General features: G+C 37.5%; 9 protein-coding genes. 5 read left to right on the forward strand and 4 right to left on the reverse strand.

The window, feature by feature from the left end; translation table 11 throughout:
- Positions 1 to 49 precede the first annotated feature (49 nt).
- Positions 50 to 904, reverse strand: coding sequence for a transketolase (locus CLU82_RS14050; RefSeq protein WP_100843677.1), 855 nt, complete (start codon positions 902 to 904; stop codon positions 50 to 52).
- Between the two features lie 309 nt (positions 905 to 1,213).
- Positions 1,214 to 1,576 carry a transcriptional regulator gene (locus tag CLU82_RS14055; protein WP_100843678.1) on the reverse strand — a complete coding sequence of 121 codons (363 nt, stop codon included), beginning with the start codon at positions 1,574 to 1,576 and terminating at the stop codon, positions 1,214 to 1,216.
- A 599-nt stretch (positions 1,577 to 2,175) separates the two neighbouring features.
- Between CLU82_RS14055 and tgt the strand changes: the two genes are divergently transcribed.
- The 5 genes from tgt to dnaB all read left to right on the forward strand — a co-directional run bounded on the left by tgt (position 2,176) and on the right by dnaB (position 8,124).
- Positions 2,176 to 3,306 carry a tRNA guanosine(34) transglycosylase Tgt gene (gene tgt / locus CLU82_RS14060; protein ID WP_100843679.1) on the forward strand — a complete coding sequence of 377 codons (1,131 nt, stop codon included), beginning with the start codon at positions 2,176 to 2,178 and terminating at the stop codon, positions 3,304 to 3,306.
- Positions 3,307 to 3,392: 86 nt separating this feature from the next.
- Positions 3,393 to 4,481 carry an LptF/LptG family permease gene (locus tag CLU82_RS14065; RefSeq protein WP_100843680.1) on the forward strand — a complete coding sequence of 363 codons (1,089 nt, stop codon included), beginning with the start codon at positions 3,393 to 3,395 and terminating at the stop codon, positions 4,479 to 4,481.
- Positions 4,468 to 5,349, forward strand: coding sequence for a DMT family transporter (locus tag CLU82_RS14070; protein ID WP_100843681.1), 882 nt, complete (start codon positions 4,468 to 4,470; stop codon positions 5,347 to 5,349). The genes CLU82_RS14065 and CLU82_RS14070 overlap by 14 nt, the downstream gene beginning before the upstream one ends.
- 133 nt (positions 5,350 to 5,482) lie before the next feature.
- Positions 5,483 to 6,436, forward strand: a complete 954-nt coding sequence (locus tag CLU82_RS14075) for an acetyl-CoA carboxylase carboxyltransferase subunit alpha (RefSeq protein ID WP_100843682.1) — start codon at positions 5,483 to 5,485, stop codon at positions 6,434 to 6,436.
- A 140-nt stretch (positions 6,437 to 6,576) separates the two neighbouring features.
- A complete protein-coding gene (gene dnaB, locus CLU82_RS14080; protein ID WP_100843683.1) occupies positions 6,577 to 8,124 on the forward strand; it encodes a replicative DNA helicase in 1,548 nt (515 codons plus the stop codon).
- A gap of 193 nt (positions 8,125 to 8,317) precedes the next feature.
- On the opposite strand, the gene CLU82_RS14085 is transcribed toward dnaB, so the two are convergent.
- The gene (locus CLU82_RS14085) at positions 8,318 to 9,148 is read right to left on the reverse strand and encodes an outer membrane beta-barrel protein (RefSeq protein WP_157813363.1); all 831 of its coding nucleotides are present in this window, start codon (positions 9,146 to 9,148) and stop codon (positions 8,318 to 8,320) included.
- Positions 9,149 to 9,219: 71 nt separating this feature from the next.
- Positions 9,220 to 20,358 carry an MBG domain-containing protein gene (locus CLU82_RS14090; protein ID WP_100843685.1) on the reverse strand — a complete coding sequence of 3,713 codons (11,139 nt, stop codon included), beginning with the start codon at positions 20,356 to 20,358 and terminating at the stop codon, positions 9,220 to 9,222.
- Positions 20,359 to 20,361: the final 3 nt, after the last annotated feature.

A 20,361-nucleotide genomic window follows, 5' to 3' on the forward strand; every position in this document is an offset into this window, starting at 1 on the left:
TTAAAAAGGTGAATGCATTCATTTCTGAATACTGAAATCTGAAAACGGATTAATAATCTGAATTACCTCCAGTGTTATAATTTTGTCCTAAAGCATTTTCAAGTTGAGCATCATTTGGTGCTTTACCATGCCATGCATGACTGTACATCATATAATCTACACCATTACCCATTTCAGTATGTAATAATACACAAACTGGTTTTCCTTTTCCTGTTCTAGCTTTAGCTTCAGACATTCCGCCAATAATAGCTTCAATATCATTTCCTTTAGTGATTTCGATAACTTCCCAGTCAAAAGCTTCAAATTTAGCACGAATGCTTCCCATGTGTAAAACTTCGTCAGTAGTACCATCGATTTGTTTTCCGTTAAGGTCGACAGTAGCAATAAGATTGTCTACTTTTTTAGCAGAAGCATACATAATTGCTTCCCAGTTTTGACCTTCTTGTAATTCACCATCACCATGTAATGTATAAACAATATGATTGTCACCGTTTAGTTTTTTAGCTTGTGCAGCACCAATCGCTACAGATAATCCTTGTCCTAATGATCCAGATGCGATACGAACTCCAGGTAAATGATCGTGAGTTGTAGGGTGTCCTTGTAGTCTTGAGTTAATAAGACGGAAAGTTGCTAATTCCTTTATTGGAAAATAACCGCTTCTTGCCAAAACGCTGTAAAATACAGGTGAAATATGTCCGTTTGAAAGGAAAAATAAATCTTCTCCAATTCCATCCATGTCAAATCCTTCTTTACGATCCATAAGGTTTTGATACAAGGCTACTAAAAATTCTGTACATCCAAGAGACCCTCCTGGGTGACCTGAGTTAACAGCGTGAACCATTCGAAGAATATCTCTTCTTACTTGGATAGTTAAATCGTTTAATTGTTGTGTGTTAGGCTTCATTTTGTGTGTAAAAGTTAAACTATCGCAAAAGTAATTTTTATTTTGCGGGGAGACAAATGATTTTAAGAGCAATTTCAATCAAATTGTTATTTTATTACTGATTTAAAAATAAAACTCAGAATATATTTTCTTTTAAAAAAATATTCTATCGAAATTTAAATCATTTGGGCATACCACCATTATAAAAAGGGGCTAACTAATACCACCGCTTAGTTGCCCCTTTTTATAATGGTGTTGGGTAATTGCTGTTACTTCGGTAACTTGGCGCTATCCCTCATGAGGTAGTGATATGTAAGAAATTTGAATTAATTATTTTGCCATCATTTCTTTCATAGTTTCGATTTGGATTTCCATTTTTTGGATGATGGCATCTTTTTCGGCCAATTCATTTTTGAGTGCTTTTTCTTTGATAGATTCAAAACGATAGGGTAGATATTCACCCAATTGAGCAATAAAATTGTGTTCGAGTGCTATGCTGAGCTTCCATAAAATGGCAAATTGTAGGGAGTCTCTTTTGAAATAATCGTTTAATCCTCTGGGAAGTATCTTTAGGGATCGAGCCACATCGGCTTTTTTTATTTTATTGTGATAAATGTGGTAATGAATAAAATTACCAATTATCGGGTAGCGATCTCCTAAATCTTTTTTGTATTCTCTGTTGTTACTCTTCATTTATACAGTGTTTTATCTTATAAAGATATGTGTTTTTTGTAAGAAATGAGGTAAAAAAATAAATAAATAGATTTTAAACACCAGTAGCACTGGTAATTAATACTAGTATTACTGGTGTTTAAGAGTAGTTATACTGGTATTTAAGAGGAGTATTAGTGGTGTTTAAGAGTAGTAATACTGGTACTTAAACGGAGTATTACTAGTACTTAACACTAATAATGTTAGTGTTAAACACCCCTATTATTAGTGTTAAGTACCAGTTTTTAGGGAATAATTATAGTTTTAGGCTCTATAGTAATTGTTATTGCTGTTTTTTTAGGAGGTGAGTATTTGGTTTTTTAATGTTTTATGATTTTGAATAAAAACGAATGGTCTTGTTCTTCGTTTTTTGCGTGAGGGATAGGAGCAAGCTACCAAAGTAGCACTGATAGCCCGACCGCAATAGGGAAAGGGCCGCATAAGCGCAATGTATATTTGGCCCTTTTTCTATTGTGGTCACGCCCATATGATTTTTAGAGTTGTATTGGTAAACATTTTTGGGTTTAGTAATTATCTAATTTTTAAATTAACCTATCTTTGCCGACTGATAAAAAGAATATATGAAGTTTGATTTACTAAAAACAGATCCGCAGTCGAAAGCGCGTGCGGGAAGTATTACTACAGATCACGGTGTGATTGAAACACCAATTTTTATGCCTGTTGGAACAGTTGCCTCTGTAAAAGGGGTGCACCAAAGGGAATTGAAAGAAGAAATAAATCCAGATATTATCCTTGGGAATACGTATCACTTGTATTTGCGTCCGCAAACAGAGATTCTTGAAAAAGCAGGTGGATTACATAAATTTATGGGTTGGGATCGCAATATTTTGACTGATTCTGGTGGATATCAAGTATATTCTCTTTCGAATAATCGAAAAATTAAGGAAGAAGGTGTGAAGTTTAAATCACATATTGATGGTTCATACCACTTTTTTACGCCAGAGAATGTGATGGAAATTCAGCGTACTATTGGTGCTGATATTATCATGGCTTTTGATGAGTGTACGCCTTATCCTTGTGATTATCGTTATGCACAGCGTTCGATGCACATGACACACCGCTGGTTGGATCGTTGTATTAATCATTTGGATAAATTGCCTTTTAAATATGGGTATGAGCAAACATTTTTTCCAATTGTGCAAGGAAGTACATATAAGGATTTAAGAAGACAATCGGCAGAATATATTGCAAATTCTGGACAACAGGGAAATGCTATTGGAGGACTTTCGGTAGGGGAGCCTGCGGAAGAAATGTACGCGATGACCGAAGTTGTTTGTGAAGTTTTGCCAGAAGACAAACCTCGTTATTTGATGGGTGTAGGTACTCCGATTAATATTTTGGAGAATATTGCTCTTGGAATTGATATGTTTGATTGTGTAATGCCAACGAGAAACGCCAGAAATGGAATGTTGTTTACGGCTAATGGAACGATCAATATTAAAAACAAAAAGTGGGAAGCAGATTTTTCTCCAATTGATGAAATGGCACACACTTTTGTCGATACAGAATACAGTAAAGCGTATTTACGTCACTTGTTTGCTGCCAATGAATATTTAGGAAAACAAATTGCTACCATACATAATCTAGGTTTCTATATGTGGTTGGTTCGTGAAGCTAGAAAACATATCTTAGCTGGAGATTTTAGACCATGGAAAGAAATGATGGTAAAAAATATGGATCAAAGACTGTAAAATATGTTTAAAAGTTTAAGGTTTAAAGTTTAACGGGTAGTCCCAAAACTTTAAACCTTAAACTTTAAACTTTTAAACTCAAAATAATGCTAACAATAATTGACAAATACATTTTAAAAAGATATTTAGCCACATTTTCGGTGATGCTTTTGTTATTTGCTCCTATTGGAATAATTATAGATATATCTGAGAAGATTAATAAAATGCTTGCTAATCAAGTGCCATTTTTAAAAATTGCCATTTATTACTATCATTTTACGATTTACTTTATGAATAATCTCTTTCCGATATTTTTGTTTATATCGGTTATTTGGTTTACTTCCAAGTTGGCGAATGATACTGAGATTATTGCGATTTTAAGTTCTGGTATTTCGTTTACACGATTTATGAGACCTTATATTATAGGAGCTTCTATTGTATCGATTATCGTTTTACTGATGGGATTTTGGGTGATACCTGTTTCCAGTGAGGGTTATAATAATTTTAGGTACACGTATCTCCGGAATGATGGAAAGCAACTCATGCAAGGTGATAATACGGACGTTTACAGGCAAATAAACGATCATGATTTTATCTATGTAAATAGCTTTAATAATGATTCTAAAATGGCTTATAATTTTTCGTTGGAGCGATTCAAAAAGGAAAAGTTAGAATACAAGATTACTGCCAGCAGAATTCAATGGAATCCAAAAGAGAAGAATTATACATTGTTTGATTATACCAAAAGAACTGTTGGACCTCAAAATGATGTGATTGAAAAAGCACCCGAAAAGAAGATGAAATTTAGTTTTGATCTTCAGGATTTGGCACCTGTAGTTTATATTGCAGAGACTTTGAGTCTTGGTGATTTAAATGCTTTTATTGATAAAGAAAAGAAGAGAGGATCATCTAATATTAGTGTTTATTTGGTGGTTTTGTATAAAAAATACAGTGTTCCGGTTTCGGCATTTATATTAACTATTATAGCAGTTTCAGTATCTTCAATGAAACGAAGAGGAGGAATGGGGATGAATCTGGCTATTGGTATTGCAGTAGCGTTCTCGTTTGTCTTTTTTGATAAAATATTCGGAGTATTGGCCGAAAAATCAAGTATTCCACCTCTTGTGGCGGTTTGGTTACCCAATATAGTTTTTGGAATATTAGCTGTTTATTTACTACGAAATGCAAAACGATAATTTAAAAAGTTACCTTAGTCTACATCTAATTGTTTTTATTTGGGGTTTTACAGCAATTTTAGGAGCATTAATAACGATTCAATCCGAATTTTTAGTTTGGTACAGAATGTTTTTTGCTGCTATTTTTTTAGCCGTTTTTGTTAAGGCAAAAGGGAAGTCATTTAAAGTTACTTCCAAAGTTTTAGCTAGATTTACATTTGTAGGGCTTTTAATCGCACTGCATTGGATTTTCTTTTTTGAAGCAATAAAAGTATCTACCGTTTCTATCACTTTATCGGTTTTTTCATTAGGTGCTTTCTTTGCATCATTACTAGAGCCCTTATTTTATGGCAGAAAAGTGCTTTGGTATGAAGTTTTTTTTGGTTTGATAATTATTGCTGGCTTAGGCTTGATTATGCAGGTAGAGATTAACTATTGGCATGGAATGATATTGGCTTTAATTGCTATTATATTAGGTGTATTGTTTACTTTAATGAATGGAAAATTAATTGCAGATCATGATCCTTCTGTAATTTCATTTTACGAGTTTTTGGCTGGTGTTATTTTTATCTCGATTTATTTTTTATTTCAAGGTTCATTCACTGCAGATTTTTTTAAGATGTCTGTAAATAATTGGATTTTGATTTTAATTTTAGCCTCGATTTGTACCGCCTATGCCTTTACAGCTTCGGTAAAAGTAATGCGACAATTATCGCCGTATACAGTTATGTTAACCACTAATTTAGAGCCAGTTTACGGAATTGTGCTAGCTTATTTTATCATTGGTGGAAAAGAAAAAATGAGTACAGAATTTTATATAGGTGCCGTTGTAATTGTAATTACGGTACTATTGAATGGTATTATAAAACATTATAGAAAAGAAGATTAATTGTAAGATTTTTTGTTATTGTAAAACTTGTTTTTTTCTACTTGAATAAAAAAATAAGTGTATAACGATATTAAATTTTATATTTGCAGTTCCAAATTAAAAATTGAAACAATAATAAATACGCACAAATCCTATGGAATATTTAGATTTTGAGCTTCCTATAAAAGAACTTGAAGAACAATTAGATAAATGTGTTATTATCGGTTTAGAGTCGGATGTTGATGTTACAAATACCTGTAAACAAATCAACAAGAAATTAGAGGAAACCAAAAAACATATTTATAAAAACTTAACAGCTTGGCAACGTGTACAATTGTCAAGACATCCAAATAGACCTTATACTTTAGATCATATTAAAGGGCTTTGTGGAGACACTTTCTTAGAACTTCATGGAGACAGAGGTTTTAAAGATGATAAAGCTATGATTGGTGGTTTAGGTAAAATAGGTGGGCAATCGTTTATGATTATTGGTCAACAAAAAGGGACTAATACTAAGACACGTCAATATAGAAATTTCGGGATGGCTAATCCTGAAGGGTATAGAAAAGCTTTGCGTTTGATGAAAATGGCCGAGAAATTTGGAATCCCAGTAGTTACCTTAGTGGATACTCCGGGTGCTTATCCAGGTTTGGAAGCTGAAGAACGCGGACAAGGAGAAGCTATTGCAAGAAATATTTTTGAAATGGTACTTTTAAAAGTTCCAGTTATAACTATTATTGTAGGAGAAGGTGCTTCTGGAGGTGCATTAGGAATTGGTGTTGGAGACCGCGTGTATATGTTAGAAAACACTTGGTATTCTGTAATTTCACCAGAATCTTGTTCATCTATTTTATGGAAAAGTTGGGACTACAAAGAACAAGCTGCCGAAGCCTTAAAGTTGACATCAGCCGATATGAAAAAACAAAAATTAGTCGACGATATTATTCCAGAACCTTTAGGCGGTGCTCACTATGATAGAGAAACTACTTTTACTACAGTAGAGCAATACATCTTAAAGGGGTACAACGAACTAAAAGACTTATCAACAGAAGATTTAATCGCTCAGAGAATGGAGAAATACTGTAAAATGGGAGAGTTTAAAGAATAAACTGCCATTTTAAAGATCTTAATCCGAAGCCTTATCGTTTCGGATTTTTTTTTGGTTATAAACAATATGAGTGTATTTATAAACAATGGAATGTAATAACTCAATTGTGATTTTTTTTTAATTTTAGTTACTTTCGCTACATGGAAAATTTCAAAAATGTAAGTCCATTTAAAGTGGACAAAACAACTATAATAAACCTTGAAAAAGGAAAATTACCTCCGCAGGCATTGGATTTGGAAGAAGCTGTGCTTGGGGCAATGATGATTGATAAAAAAGGAGTAGATGACGTAATTGACATACTGCAAGCAGATGCATTTTATAAAGACTCTCACAAATATATTTTTGAAGCCATTGTTCAATTATTTAATGATACGCAGCCAATCGATTTATTGACCGTTTCCGCTCAACTTCGAAAAAATGCCAAATTAGATCTTGCAGGTGGTGATTTTTATCTTATTCAGCTAACGCAAAAGATTTCATCATCAGCACATATTGAATTTCACTCTAGAATTATTCTTCAAAAGTTTATCCAGCGAAGCTTGATCAGAATTTCATCTGAGATTATCGAAGCCTCTTATGATGAAACTGCGGATGTATTTGATTTATTGGATTCAGCTGAATCTAAACTTTACGAAGTTACACAAGGAAATATTAAGCGTAGTTCTGAAACTGCCCAAAGTTTAGTACTGCAAGCAAAAAAGCGTATTGAAGAAATTGCAGGTCAGGAAGGACTTAGTGGTGTAGCAACAGGTTTTGATAAATTAGATAAGCTAACTTCAGGTTGGCAGCCAAGTGATTTAATTATTATTGCAGCAAGACCTGCGATGGGAAAAACAGCCTTTATTTTATCTATGGCCAGAAATATTGCGATAGATTTTGGGCATCCTGTGGCTTTGTTTTCGTTAGAGATGGCATCGGTACAGTTAATAACCAGGTTAATCTCTTCGGAAACAGGATTGTCTTCAGAGAAATTACGTACTGGTAAATTAGAAAAACATGAATGGGAACAGCTTAGTACCAAAGTAAAGAATTTAGAAAAAGCACCTCTTTTTATAGATGATACTCCATCGCTGTCTATCTTTGACTTAAGAGCTAAAGCCAGACGGTTGGTATCACAACATGGTATAAAAATTATTATTATCGATTATTTGCAGTTGATGACCGCTGGAGGTAATGGTAAAGGAGGAGGGAATCGTGAGCAGGAGATTTCTACAATCTCCCGAAATCTAAAAGCATTGGCTAAGGAATTAAATGTTCCTGTAATTGCATTGTCACAGTTATCTCGTGCGGTTGAAACGCGTGGATCGAGTAAAAGACCTTTACTTTCGGATCTTCGTGAATCTGGAGCGATTGAGCAGGATGCAGATATCGTTTCGTTTTTATATCGTCCTGAATATTATAAAATTGATGAGTGGGATGATGAAGAAGCATCTCCAACGGCTGGACAAGCTGAAATCATGATTGCTAAACACAGAAATGGTGGTATCGAAAACGTTCGTTTAAAGTTTATTGGACATCTAGGACGTTTTGATAATTTAGAAGATTATGGTGGAGGCTATGATGATTTACCTTCTAGTATGAATCATGATGAAAGTTCATTTATTACTAAAAACCTTCCTTCGGCAAATGATGCTTTTGGAAGTAATTTTAATAATGACGACGATGATGATGGTGATGTACCGTTTTAAAATATAATTTGAATGAGATTTTAATATCTTAAGATATTAAAAAAATAGGTGATAAAGTAAAGAGGCTACTTCAAATTAACTTTGATGTAGCCTCTTTTGTATTGAGATTGGTAAAAGATTGTAAAAACTAACTAACTTCATATAAAAGCAAAAATATTTTTTAGTTTTTTCAACTAATATCTAATAAACAAGATTAAAAATTCCAACCTAATGTTGCACCAAATGCTACAGGTCGGATTTCTGCATTTTTATTGGTACTATACAAACCATTAGCTTTTCTATCTGAAACCGAGGCAGGGTTATAACCGATATAAGATTCATTACTATCTTGATCAAGTATAGAACCATATCCATTTTCAAGAAACAGTGCCGCATATAAAGAATTATTTGTTCCCATATCAAATGTAAATCCTAACTCAAAAGAACTCATTATCACTCCCTTTGTATTGTACTCTCCTGATTCTGAATAATTGCTTTGCCCACCAAAGCCATATTCTGGTAAATCATCAATAATTAAATTAGCATCTGGATAATAGCCAGTCCCATTAACATAATCTGCAGTAGCTTCTATTTTATAATTTACCGGCAAAAAGTATTTAGCTCCTGCTCTAAAATTAAAATCAATTCCTTTATTAATATTGGTTTTGTACTGCAAAAAAAGTGGAATTTGAATAGCATGCAGAGTTTGTTTTTCTTTATAATTACTTGTAGTAACATTATATATGAATGCAGAACCTGAAGGGTCAATCTCATAGTTTGAAAGAGTTGAGGATGAATTATTCAAAAATACTTCTTGTTTGTATTGAGAAAATTCTAATCCGGATCCAATTCCTATATGATTTGTTAAAGAATAAATATAACCCGCTTTTACCGCTCCACCAAGTCTATGCCTCGCAACTGTACCCTCAACATCACTTTGAATGTTTCCTACTCCTGTTTGAACTCCTACATAGAATTGAGCAGTCATCCCTTGAGAAATTAAAACTATGGCGAGACCTATTATATTTTTTATATTATGTTTCATGTTTGTATTTTTAATATTAGAATAATCCATCCTCATTTATAGTAAATGAGGATTTCATACTCTTAAATTATTTAATTTTTAACTAGAAGATTTTTTGTAAAATATTGACCATTTGCTAAAGTCATTCTTACAATATAAATGCCTTCAACACCAGGAGCTTTTAAAGTCACCATATTTTCACTAGTAATTTTATCTTCCATTAACAATCCACCAATGCTATATACTTGAATATGCGCATTCTGTAATTTTGGGGAAGACACATTAGTTACAAGTTGATAGTTTGAATTACTTTTAGCTGGATTAGGAACAATTTTTATGTATTCGTCTTCTACAGTTGGAGAAAATGTCAATGGACAAGTATTAACTAATGTGCCATTTAATTTTGTCGCTATAGCATAATAAGTACCATTCAAAGGACCATTTTCTTTAAAATATTGGCTAGTTTGATTTGGGACTAAAACTCCATTTTTATACCAACTGTAGGCTTTAAAACTCTTAGAGCTATTATCAAAGAAAATAACATTTTCAAAATGTTTTTTTATCAAATTTGGTTGACTATTTACAGCAGGTAGGACTACTATTGAAGCAGGATTGTAATTATTATTTCCTTGTTGAGATGCTGTAATAGTTGCAAACCCGTAATTTTGAAAAATTAACGAACCATTTGAAACGGTTACCAAACTAGGATTAGAAGAAATATAGCTTATTGGTAAACCACTACTAGAAGTAGCTGTCAAGATAGCTGTAGTCACTCCATCGCAACCTAATTGCAAAGTTTGATTCCAAGAAATTGTCTGATCTGCTTTAGTGATACTAAAATTTTCACCAACATAAGTAACGGTATAATTTGCACCAGCACCCAATGTCCCTTGTTCAATTGCATAGATTCCTACATTTTCTCCAGATTCTCTTGTTAGAGCTCCGGTAAATGTATCACCACTTACTAAACTTGGTGAAACTGAATAAGCAAAAGCTGGATCAGTTGTTCCATAAGCTTTAGTCTGAGAAGCATCTGCTGAAACTGTAATTGGCTTAGCAGTAACTGAAAAGTTAGCACCAACATACGTAATAGTATAATTTGTACCAGCGCTTAACATCCCCTGTTCAATAGCATACGTTCCTACATTCTCTCCTGTTATTCTTGTTAGAGATCCAGTAAATGTGTCACCACTTATTAAACTTGGTGTGAATGAATAGACAAAAACGGGATCAGTTGTTCCGTAAACTTTCGTTTGAGAAGCATCTACTGTTATTGTAATTGGTATGGCTGTGATGGCAAAGTCATCACCAACATAAGAAATAATGTAATTTGAGCCGGCATCTAAACTTCCTTGTTCAATTGCATAAGCTCCTACATTCTCTCCCGCTACTCTTGTTAAATCTCCAGTAAATGTATCACCACTTACTAAACTTGGTAAAACAGAATACGTAAAAACTGTATCGGCTGTTTTATAAACTTTCGTTTGGGAAGCAGTAGCAGTAACTGTAATTGGCTTGGCTGTAATAGCAAAGTCTTTACTAACGTAAGTAATAGTGTAATTTGAACCAGCACTCAAACTTCCTTGTTCAATTGCATATGTTCCTACATTCTCTCCTGCTACTCTCGTTAAATCTCCTGTAAATGTATCACCACTTACTAAACTTGATGAAATTGAATAAGCAAAAACAGGATCTGTAGTTCCATAAATTTTCGTTTGAGAAGCATCTGCTGTAACTGTAATTGGTTTAGCTGTAATAGAAAAGTCTTTACTAACATAAGTAATAGTGTAATTTGAACCAGCGCTCAAACTTCCTTGTTCAATTGCATATGTTCCTGCATTCTCTCCTGCCACTCTCTTTAAATCTCCGGTAAATGTATCGCCACTTACTAAACTTGATGAAATTGAATAAGCAAAAACAGGATCGGTCATTCCATAAATTTTCGTTTGAGAAGCATCTGCTGTAACTGTAATTGGCTTAGCTGTAATAGAAAAGTCAGCACCAACATAAGTTATTAAATATTTAGACCCTGCAGAAAGTGAACCTTGACTTATAGCATAATCACCAATGTTTTCACCTGTAACTCTAGTTAAACTACCAGAAAAGCTATCTCCAGATAACAAACTTGGTGTCACAGTATAAGTTAAAACAGGATCATTCTGCCCATAAATTTTGGTTTGAGATGCTATTGCTTTAACTGTAATTGGTATTTGATTTAATTTTAAAACAATATTATATGCTGCAGTACAATTGTTTCCATCAGTAACTGTAACTGTGAAATTACTATCAGTAATCTGAGTTGAAGTTCCTGCTATTTCACCATTTGATGATAGGCTAAGACCAGAAGGCAAACTACCTGTAGTAATTGCATAGGTTTTAATTCCAGTACCTCCTGTTACTACAATATTTTGACTATATAAAGAATTATAATCATAGCCAAGTAAAGTTGTTGTAGAACTAAATGGCACAGGCTCAGTAATGGTAAAGTTTTTAGTTATAAAACAAGTATTATCATCAGAAATGGTACAACTATAAGCACCAGCAGCTAAACCAGTTGCTGTTGCTGCTGTTCCTCCTGAAGGTGACCATAAGTAGGTTAAAGTTCCTGTTCCCCCTGAAGCGTTTACTGAAGCAGTTCCATTAGAACCACCATTACAAGACACCTGAGTTTGAGCAGTAGTAGCTGTAATTGCTGCAGGCTGAGTAATAGTAAAGTTTTTAGTTATAAAACAAGTATTATCATCAGAAATGGTACAACTATAAGCTCCAGCAGCTAAACCAGTAGCAGTTGCTGCTGTTCCTCCTGAAGGTGACCATACGTAAGTTAACGTTCCTGTTCCCCCTGAAGCGTTTACTGAAGCAGTTCCATTAGAACCACCATTACAAGACACCTGAGTTTGAGCAGTAGTAGCTGTAATTGCTGCAGGCTGAGTAATAGTAAAGTTTTTAGTTATAAAACAAGTATTATCATCAGAAATGGTACAACTATAAGCACCAGCAGCTAAACCAGTAGCAGTTGCTGCTGTTCCTCCTGAAGGCGACCATACGTAAGTTAACGTTCCTGTTCCCCCTGAAGCGTTTACTGAAGCAGTTCCATTAGAACCACCATTACAAGACACCTGAGTTTGAGCAGTAGTAGCTGTAATTGCTGCAGGCTGAGTAATAGTAAAGTTTTTAGTTATAAAACAAGTATTATCATCAGAAATGGTACAACTATAAGCTCCGGCAGCTAAACCAGTTGCTGTTGCTGCTGTTCCTCCTGAAGGTGACCATAGGTAAGTTAACGTTCCTGTTCCCCCTGAAGCGTTTACTGAAGCAGTTCCATTAGAACCACCATTACAAGACACCTGAGTTTGAGCAGTAGTAGCTGTAATTGCTGTAGGCTCAGTAATGGTAAAGTTTTTAGTTATAAAACAAGTATTATCATCAGAAATGGTACAACTATAAGCACCAGCGGCTAAACCAGTAGCAGTTGCTGCTGTTCCTCCTGAAGGCGACCATACGTAAGTTAAAGTTCCTGTTCCCCCTGAAGCGTTTACTGAAGCAGTTCCATTAGAACCACCATTACAAGACACCTGAGTTTGAGCAGTAGTTGCTGTAATTGCTGCAGGCTCAGTAATAGTAAAGTTTTTAGTTATAAAACAAGTATTATCATCAGAAATGGTACAACTATAAGCACCAGCAGCTAAACCAGTAGCAGTTGCTGCTGTTCCTCCTGAAGGCGACCATACGTAAGTTAAAGTTCCTGTTCCCCCTGAAGCGTTTACTGAAGCAGTTCCATTAGAACCACCATTACAAGACACCTGAGTTTGAGCAGTAGTAGCTGTAATTGCTGCAGGCTCAGTAATAGTAAAGTTTTTAGTTATAAAACAAGTATTATCATCAGAAATGGTACAACTATAAGCACCAGCAGCTAAACCAGTAGCAGTTGCTGCTGTTCCTCCTGAAGGCGACCATACGTAAGTTAACGTTCCTGTTCCCCCTGAAGCGTTTACTGAAGCAGTTCCATTAGAACCACCATTACAAGACACCTGAGTTTGAGCAGTAGTAGCTGTAATTGCTGCAGGCTGAGTAATGGTAAAGTTTTTAGTTATAAAACAAGTATTGTCATCAGAAATGGTACAGATATAAGCTCCGGCAGCTAAACCAGTTGCTGTTGCGGCAGTTCCCCCTGAAGGCGACCATAGGTAAGTTAACGTTCCTGTTCCCCCTGAAGCGGTTACTGAAGCCGAACCATTAGAACCACCATTACAAGACACCTGAGTTTGAGCAGTAGTAGCTGTAATTGCTGCAGGCTGAGTAATGGTAAAGTTTTTAGTTATAAAACAAGTATTGTCATCAGAAATGGTACAGGTATAAGCTCCGGCAGCTAAACCAGTTGCTGTTGCGGCTGTTCCCCCTGAAGGTGACCATGAATAAGTTAACGTTCCTGTTCCCCCTGAAGCGGTTACTGAAGCAGTTCCGTTAGAACCACCATTACAAGACACCTGAGTTTGAGCAGTAGTAGCTGTAATTGCTGCAGGCTGAGTAATGGTAAAGTTTTTAGTTATAAAACAAGTATTGTCATCAGAAATGGTACAGGTATAAGCTCCGGCAGCTAAACCAGTTGCTGTTGCGGCAGTTCCCCCTGAAGGCGACCATAGGTAAGTTAACGTTCCTGTTCCCCCTGAAGCGGTTACTGAAGCAGTTCCGTTAGAACCACCATTACAAGACACCTGAGTTTGAGCAGTAGTAGCTGTAATTGCTGCAGGCTGAGTAATGGTAAAGTTTTTAGTTATAAAACAAGTATTGTCATCAGAAATGGTACAGGTATAAGCTCCGGCAGCTAAACCAGTTGCTGTTGCGGCAGTTCCCCCTGAAGGCGACCATAGGTAAGTTAACGTTCCTGTTCCCCCTGAAGCGGTTACTGAAGCCGAACCATTAGAACCACCATTACAAGACACCTGAGTTTGAGCAGTAGTAGCTGTAATTGCTGCAGGCTGAGTAATAGTAAAGTTTTTAGTTATAAAACAAGTATTATCATCAGAAATGGTACAACTATAAGCACCAGCAGCTAAACCAGTAGCAGTTGCTGCTGTTCCTCCTGAAGGCGACCATACGTAAGTTAACGTTCCTGTTCCCCCTGAAGCGTTTACTGAAGCAGTTCCATTAGAACCACCATTACAAGACACCTGAGTTTGAGCAGTAGTAGCTGTAATTGCTGCAGGCTGAGTAATAGTAAAGTTTTTAGTTATAAAACAAGTATTATCATCAGAAATGGTACAACTATAAGCTCCGGCAGCTAAACCAGTTGCTGTTGCTGCTGTTCCTCCTGAAGGTGACCATAGGTAAGTTAACGTTCCTGTTCCCCCTGAAGCGTTTACTGAAGCAGTTCCATTAGAACCACCATTACAAGACACCTGAGTTTGAGCAGTAGTAGCTGTAATTGCTGCAGGCTGAGTAATAGTAAAGTTTTTAGTTATAAAACAAGTATTATCATCAGAAATGGTACAACTATAAGCACCAGCAGCTAAACCAGTAGCAGTTGCTGCTGTTCCTCCTGAAGGCGACCATACGTAAGTTAAAGTTCCTGTTCCCCCTGAAGCGTTTACTGAAGCAGTTCCATTAGAACCACCATTACAAGACACCTGAGTTTGAGCAGTAGTTGCTGTAATTGCTGCAGGCTCAGTAATAGTAAAGTTTTTAGTTATAAAACAAGTATTATCATCAGAAATGGTACAACTATAAGCACCAGCAGCTAAACCAGTAGCAGTTGCTGCTGTTCCTCCTGAAGGCGACCATACGTAAGTTAAAGTTCCTGTTCCCCCTGAAGCGTTTACTGAAGCAGTTCCATTAGAACCACCATTACAAGACACCTGAGTTTGAGCAGTAGTAGCTGTAATTGCTGCAGGCTCAGTAATAGTAAAGTTTTTAGTTATAAAACAAGTATTATCATCAGAAATGGTACAACTATAAGCACCAGCAGCTAAACCAGTAGCAGTTGCTGCTGTTCCTCCTGAAGGCGACCATACGTAAGTTAACGTTCCTGTTCCCCCTGAAGCGTTTACTGAAGCAGTTCCATTAGAACCACCATTACAAGACACCTGAGTTTGAGCAGTAGTAGCTGTAATTGCTGCAGGCTGAGTAATGGTAAAGTTTTTAGTTATAAAACAAGTATTGTCATCAGAAATGGTACAGATATAAGCTCCGGCAGCTAAACCAGTTGCTGTTGCGGCAGTTCCCCCTGAAGGCGACCATAGGTAAGTTAACGTTCCTGTTCCCCCTGAAGCGGTTACTGAAGCCGAACCATTAGAACCACCATTACAAGACACCTGAGTTTGAGCAGTAGTAGCTGTAATTGCTGCAGGCTGAGTAATGGTAAAGTTTTTAGTTATAAAACAAGTATTGTCATCAGAAATGGTACAGGTATAAGCTCCGGCAGCTAAACCAGTTGCTGTTGCGGCTGTTCCCCCTGAAGGTGACCATGAATAAGTTAACGTTCCTGTTCCCCCTGAAGCGGTTACTGAAGCAGTTCCGTTAGAACCACCATTACAAGACACCTGAGTTTGAGCAGTAGTAGCTGTAATTGCTGCAGGCTGAGTAATGGTAAAGTTTTTAGTTATAAAACAAGTATTGTCATCAGAAATGGTACAGGTATAAGCTCCGGCAGCTAAACCAGTTGCTGTTGCGGCAGTTCCCCCTGAAGGCGACCATAGGTAAGTTAACGTTCCTGTTCCCCCTGAAGCGGTTACTGAAGCAGTTCCGTTAGAACCACCATTACAAGACACCTGAGTTTGAGCAGTAGTAGCTGTAATTGCTGCAGGCTGAGTAATGGTAAAGTTTTTAGTTATAAAACAAGTATTGTCATCAGAAATGGTACAGGTATAAGCTCCGGCAGCTAAACCAGTTGCTGTTGCGGCAGTTCCCCCTGAAGGCGACCATAGGTAAGTTAACGTTCCTGTTCCCCCTGAAGCGGTTACTGAAGCCGAACCATTAGAACCACCATTACAAGACACCTGAGTTTGAGCAGTAGTAGCTGTAATTGCTGCAGGCTGAGTAATGGTAAAGTTTTTAGTTATAAAACAAGTATTGTCATCAGAAATGGTACAGATATAAGCTCCGGCAGCTAAACCAGTTGCTGTTGCGGCAGTTCCCCCTGAAGGCGACCATAGGTAAGTTAACGTTCCTGTTCCCCCTGAAGCGGTTACTGAAGCCGAACCATTAGAACCACCATTACAAGACACCTGAGTTTGAGCAGTAGTAGCTGTAATTGCTGCAGGCTGAGTAATGGTAAAGTTTTTAGTTATAAAACAAGTATTGTCATCAGAAATGGTACAGGTATAAGCTCCGGCAGCTAAACCAGTTGCTGTTGCGGCTGTTCCCCCTGAAGGTGACCATGAATAAGTTAACGTTCCTGTTCCCCCTGAAGCGGTTACTGAAGCCGAACCATTAGAACCACCATTACAAGACACCTGAGTTTGAGCAGTAGTAGCTGTAATTGCTGCAGGCTGAGTAATGGTAAAGTTTTTAGTTATAAAACAAGTATTGTCATCAGAAATGGTACAGGTATAAGCTCCGGCAGCTAAACCAGTTGCTGTTGCGGCTGTTCCCCCTGAAGGTGACCATGAATAAGTTAACGTTCCTGTTCCCCCTGAAGCGGTTACTGAAGCAGTTCCGTTAGAACCACCATTACAAGACACCTGAGTTTGAGCAGTAGTAGCTGTAATTGCTGCAGGCTGAGTAATGGTAAAGTTTTTAGTTATAAAACAAGTATTGTCATCAGAAATGGTACAGGTATAAGCTCCGGCAGCTAAACCAGTTGCTGTTGCGGCTGTTCCCCCTGAAGGTGACCATGAATAAGTTAACGTTCCTGTTCCCCCTGAAGCGGTTACTGAAGCCGAACCATTAGAACCACCATTACAAGACACCTGAGTTTGAGCAGTAGTAGCTGTAATTGCTGCAGGCTGAGTAATGGTAAAGTTTTTAGTTATAAAACAAGTATTGTCATCAGAAATGGTACAGGTATAAGCTCCGGCAGCTAAACCAGTTGCTGTTGCGGCAGTTCCCCCTGAAGGCGACCATAGGTAAGTTAACGTTCCTGTTCCCCCTGAAGCGGTTACTGAAGCAGTTCCGTTAGAACCACCATTACAAGACACCTGAGTTTGAGCAGTAGTAGCTGTAATTGCTGCAGGCTGAGTAATGGTAAAGTTTTTAGTTATAAAACAAGTATTGTCATCAGAAATGGTACAGGTATAAGCTCCGGCAGCTAAACCAGTTGCTGTTGCGGCTGTTCCCCCTGAAGGCGACCATAGGTAAGTTAACGTTCCTGTTCCCCCTGAAGCGGTTACTGAAGCAGTTCCGTTAGAACCACCATTACAAGACACCTGAGTTTGAGCAGTAGTAGCTGTAATTGCTGCAGGCTGAGTGATGGTAAAGTTTTTAGTTATAAAACAAGTATTGTCATCAGAAATGGTACAGGTATAAGCTCCGGCAGCTAAACCAGTTGCTGTTGCGGCTGTTCCCCCTGAAGGCGACCATAGGTAAGTTAACGTTCCTGTTCCCCCTGAAGCGGTTACTGAAGCAGTTCCGTTAGAACCACCATTACAAGACACCTGAGTTTGAGCAGTAGTAGCTGTAATTGCTGCAGGCTGAGTAATGGTAAAGTTTTTAGTTATAAAACAAGTATTGTCATCAGAAATGGTACAGGTATAAGCTCCGGCAGCTAAACCAGTTGCTGTTGCGGCAGTTCCCCCTGAAGGCGACCATAGGTAAGTTAACGTTCCTGTTCCCCCTGAAGCGGTTACTGAAGCCGAACCATTAGAACCACCATTACAAGACACCTGAGTTTGAGCAGTAGTAGCTGTAATTGCTGCAGGCTGAGTAATGGTAAAGTTTTTAGTTATAAAACAAGTATTGTCATCAGAAATGGTACAGGTATAAGCTCCGGCAGCTAAACCAGTTGCTGTTGCGGCAGTTCCCCCTGAAGGTGACCATGAATAAGTTAACGTTCCTGTTCCCCCTGAAGCGGTTACTGAAGCCGAACCATTAGAACCACCATTACAAGATACCTGAGTTTGAGCAGTAGTAGCTGTAATTGCTGCAGGCTGAGTGATGGTAAAGTTTTTAGTTATAAAACAAGTATTGTCATCAGAAATGGTACAGGTATAAGCTCCGGCAGCTAAACCAGTTGCTGTTGCGGCAGTTCCCCCTGAAGGTGACCATGAATAAGTTAACGTTCCTGTTCCCCCTGAAGCGGTTACTGAAGCAGTTCCGTTAGAACCACCATTACAAGACACCTGAGTTTGAGCAGTAGTAGCTGTAATTGCTGCAGGCTGAGTAATGGTAAAGTTTTTAGTTATAAAACAAGTATTGTCATCAGAAATGGTACAGGTATAAGCTCCGGCAGCTAAACCAGTAGCTGTTGCGGCAGTTCCCCCTGAAGGCGACCATAAGTAAGTTAACGTTCCTGTTCCCCCTGAAGCGGTTACTGAAGCAGTTCCATTAGAACCACCATTACAAGATACCTGAGTTTGAGCAGTAGTAGCTGTAATTGCTGCAGGCTGAGTAATAGTAAAGTTTTTAGTTATAAAACAAGTATTGTCATCAGAAATGGTACAGGTATAAGCTCCGGCAGCTAAACCAGTTGCTGTTGCGGCAGTTCCCCCTGAAGGCGACCATAAGTAGGTTAAAGTTCCTGTTCCCCCTGAAGCGTTTACTGAAGCAGTTCCATTAGAACCACCATTACAAGACACCTGAGTTTGAGCAGTAGTAGCCGTAATTGCTGCAGGCTGAGTAATAGTAAAGTTTTTAGTTATAAAACAAGTATTGTCATCAGAAATGGTACAGGTATAAGCTCCAGCAGCTAAACCAGTAGCTGTTGCGGCAGTTCCCCCTGAAGGCGACCATAAGTAGGTTAAAGTTCCTGTTCCCCCTGAAGCGTTTACTGAAGCAGTTCCGTTAGAACCACCATTACAAGATACCTGAGTTTGAGCAGTAGTAGCCGTAATTGCTGCAGGCTGAGTAATGGTAAAGTTTTTATTGATTTGTGTTGATTCGTTATCTGTAATAGTACAGATATAAGCTCCAGCTACTAAACCAGTAGCAGTTGCTCCAGTTCCTCCAGAAGGAGACCACGAATAACTGTAAGAAATAACTCCTCCAGAAGTGGTAACCGAAGCGGTTCCGTTTGATCCTCCATTACAAGAAACATTTGTTTGACTATTAGATGCCGATAGTGCGGCATTTGTTGTAAAAGTTAAATCTGATCCATAGCTTGTTCCTGCTGAATTGATAGCGTATGCTCTAAAGTGAACAAATGTTCCAGCTGGTAAAGAAGAAATAATTGCACTAAAACTTCCAGTTCCGGTTCCATTAGTGACTTTAGTATTAGAAGTAGTAGGATTGGCTGTTGTTGCCCAAACTATACCTCTTTCAGTTACAGAGGCTCCTCCATCTGCGGTAACATTTCCTCCTAATGTGGCTTTTAATGAACCGACAGTTGCTGCTGCTGCTGTTGTAACTGTTGGTGCTACTGATGCGGGTGCTTCAAACAAGCGAAAATTGTCAATAGCTATTTCTTGAGTAGTAGAACCATTTGCAGAGCAATTGAGTCGAATATCTAATGTTGTTCCTGTTCCTACAATAGTTGCTGAGTATTCTGTAAAGGCATAATTTAAAGCTGCTCCATCTCCAATTAAATCTCCGTCAGTGTCAAGATCAAGTGTATTGGTCGAACCTGCATTGGTAGCAGCTATATTAGCATAAAATGCAATTGCTTTAATCCATGCTCCTGTCCCGTTAATACGATATTCTACCGAAACAAAATCTTGATTTGGTGCAAAAAATTGACCTTGCCATCCACCAATATTATCTGCTGCAAAAAGACCTTTAAAAGTTAAGCCAGTTTTTCCAGTAATGTTAATACCACTCCATGTTATTTGTTGATTTGGAGAAATAGTGCTGTTGGTAGTACAGCTTGTTCCTTTGTCGATATCTTCAGCTGCCCAGATTTTGCTGCCTTGAAAACCTGAATAAGTTCCATTCTGAAGGGCTACACCAGTAGGTATTGTCCTAAAAAAATAAACTGTAGCAGGAGAGTTACAAGAAAATTCCGCTACAGAAGGTACTCTAGTACTAGAACTTGGAGCTCCGCTATCCTCGAAGGTGTCGCTCCAAAATTGCGTTTGTGCATTTCCTTCTATATAAAAGAAGTAAAGTAACAATGCAAAAGTTAATGTAAAGTTCTTTTTCATAAT

It is taken from the genome of Flavobacterium sp. 5 (assembly GCF_002813295.1).
Lineage (GTDB): Bacteria > Bacteroidota > Bacteroidia > Flavobacteriales > Flavobacteriaceae > Flavobacterium.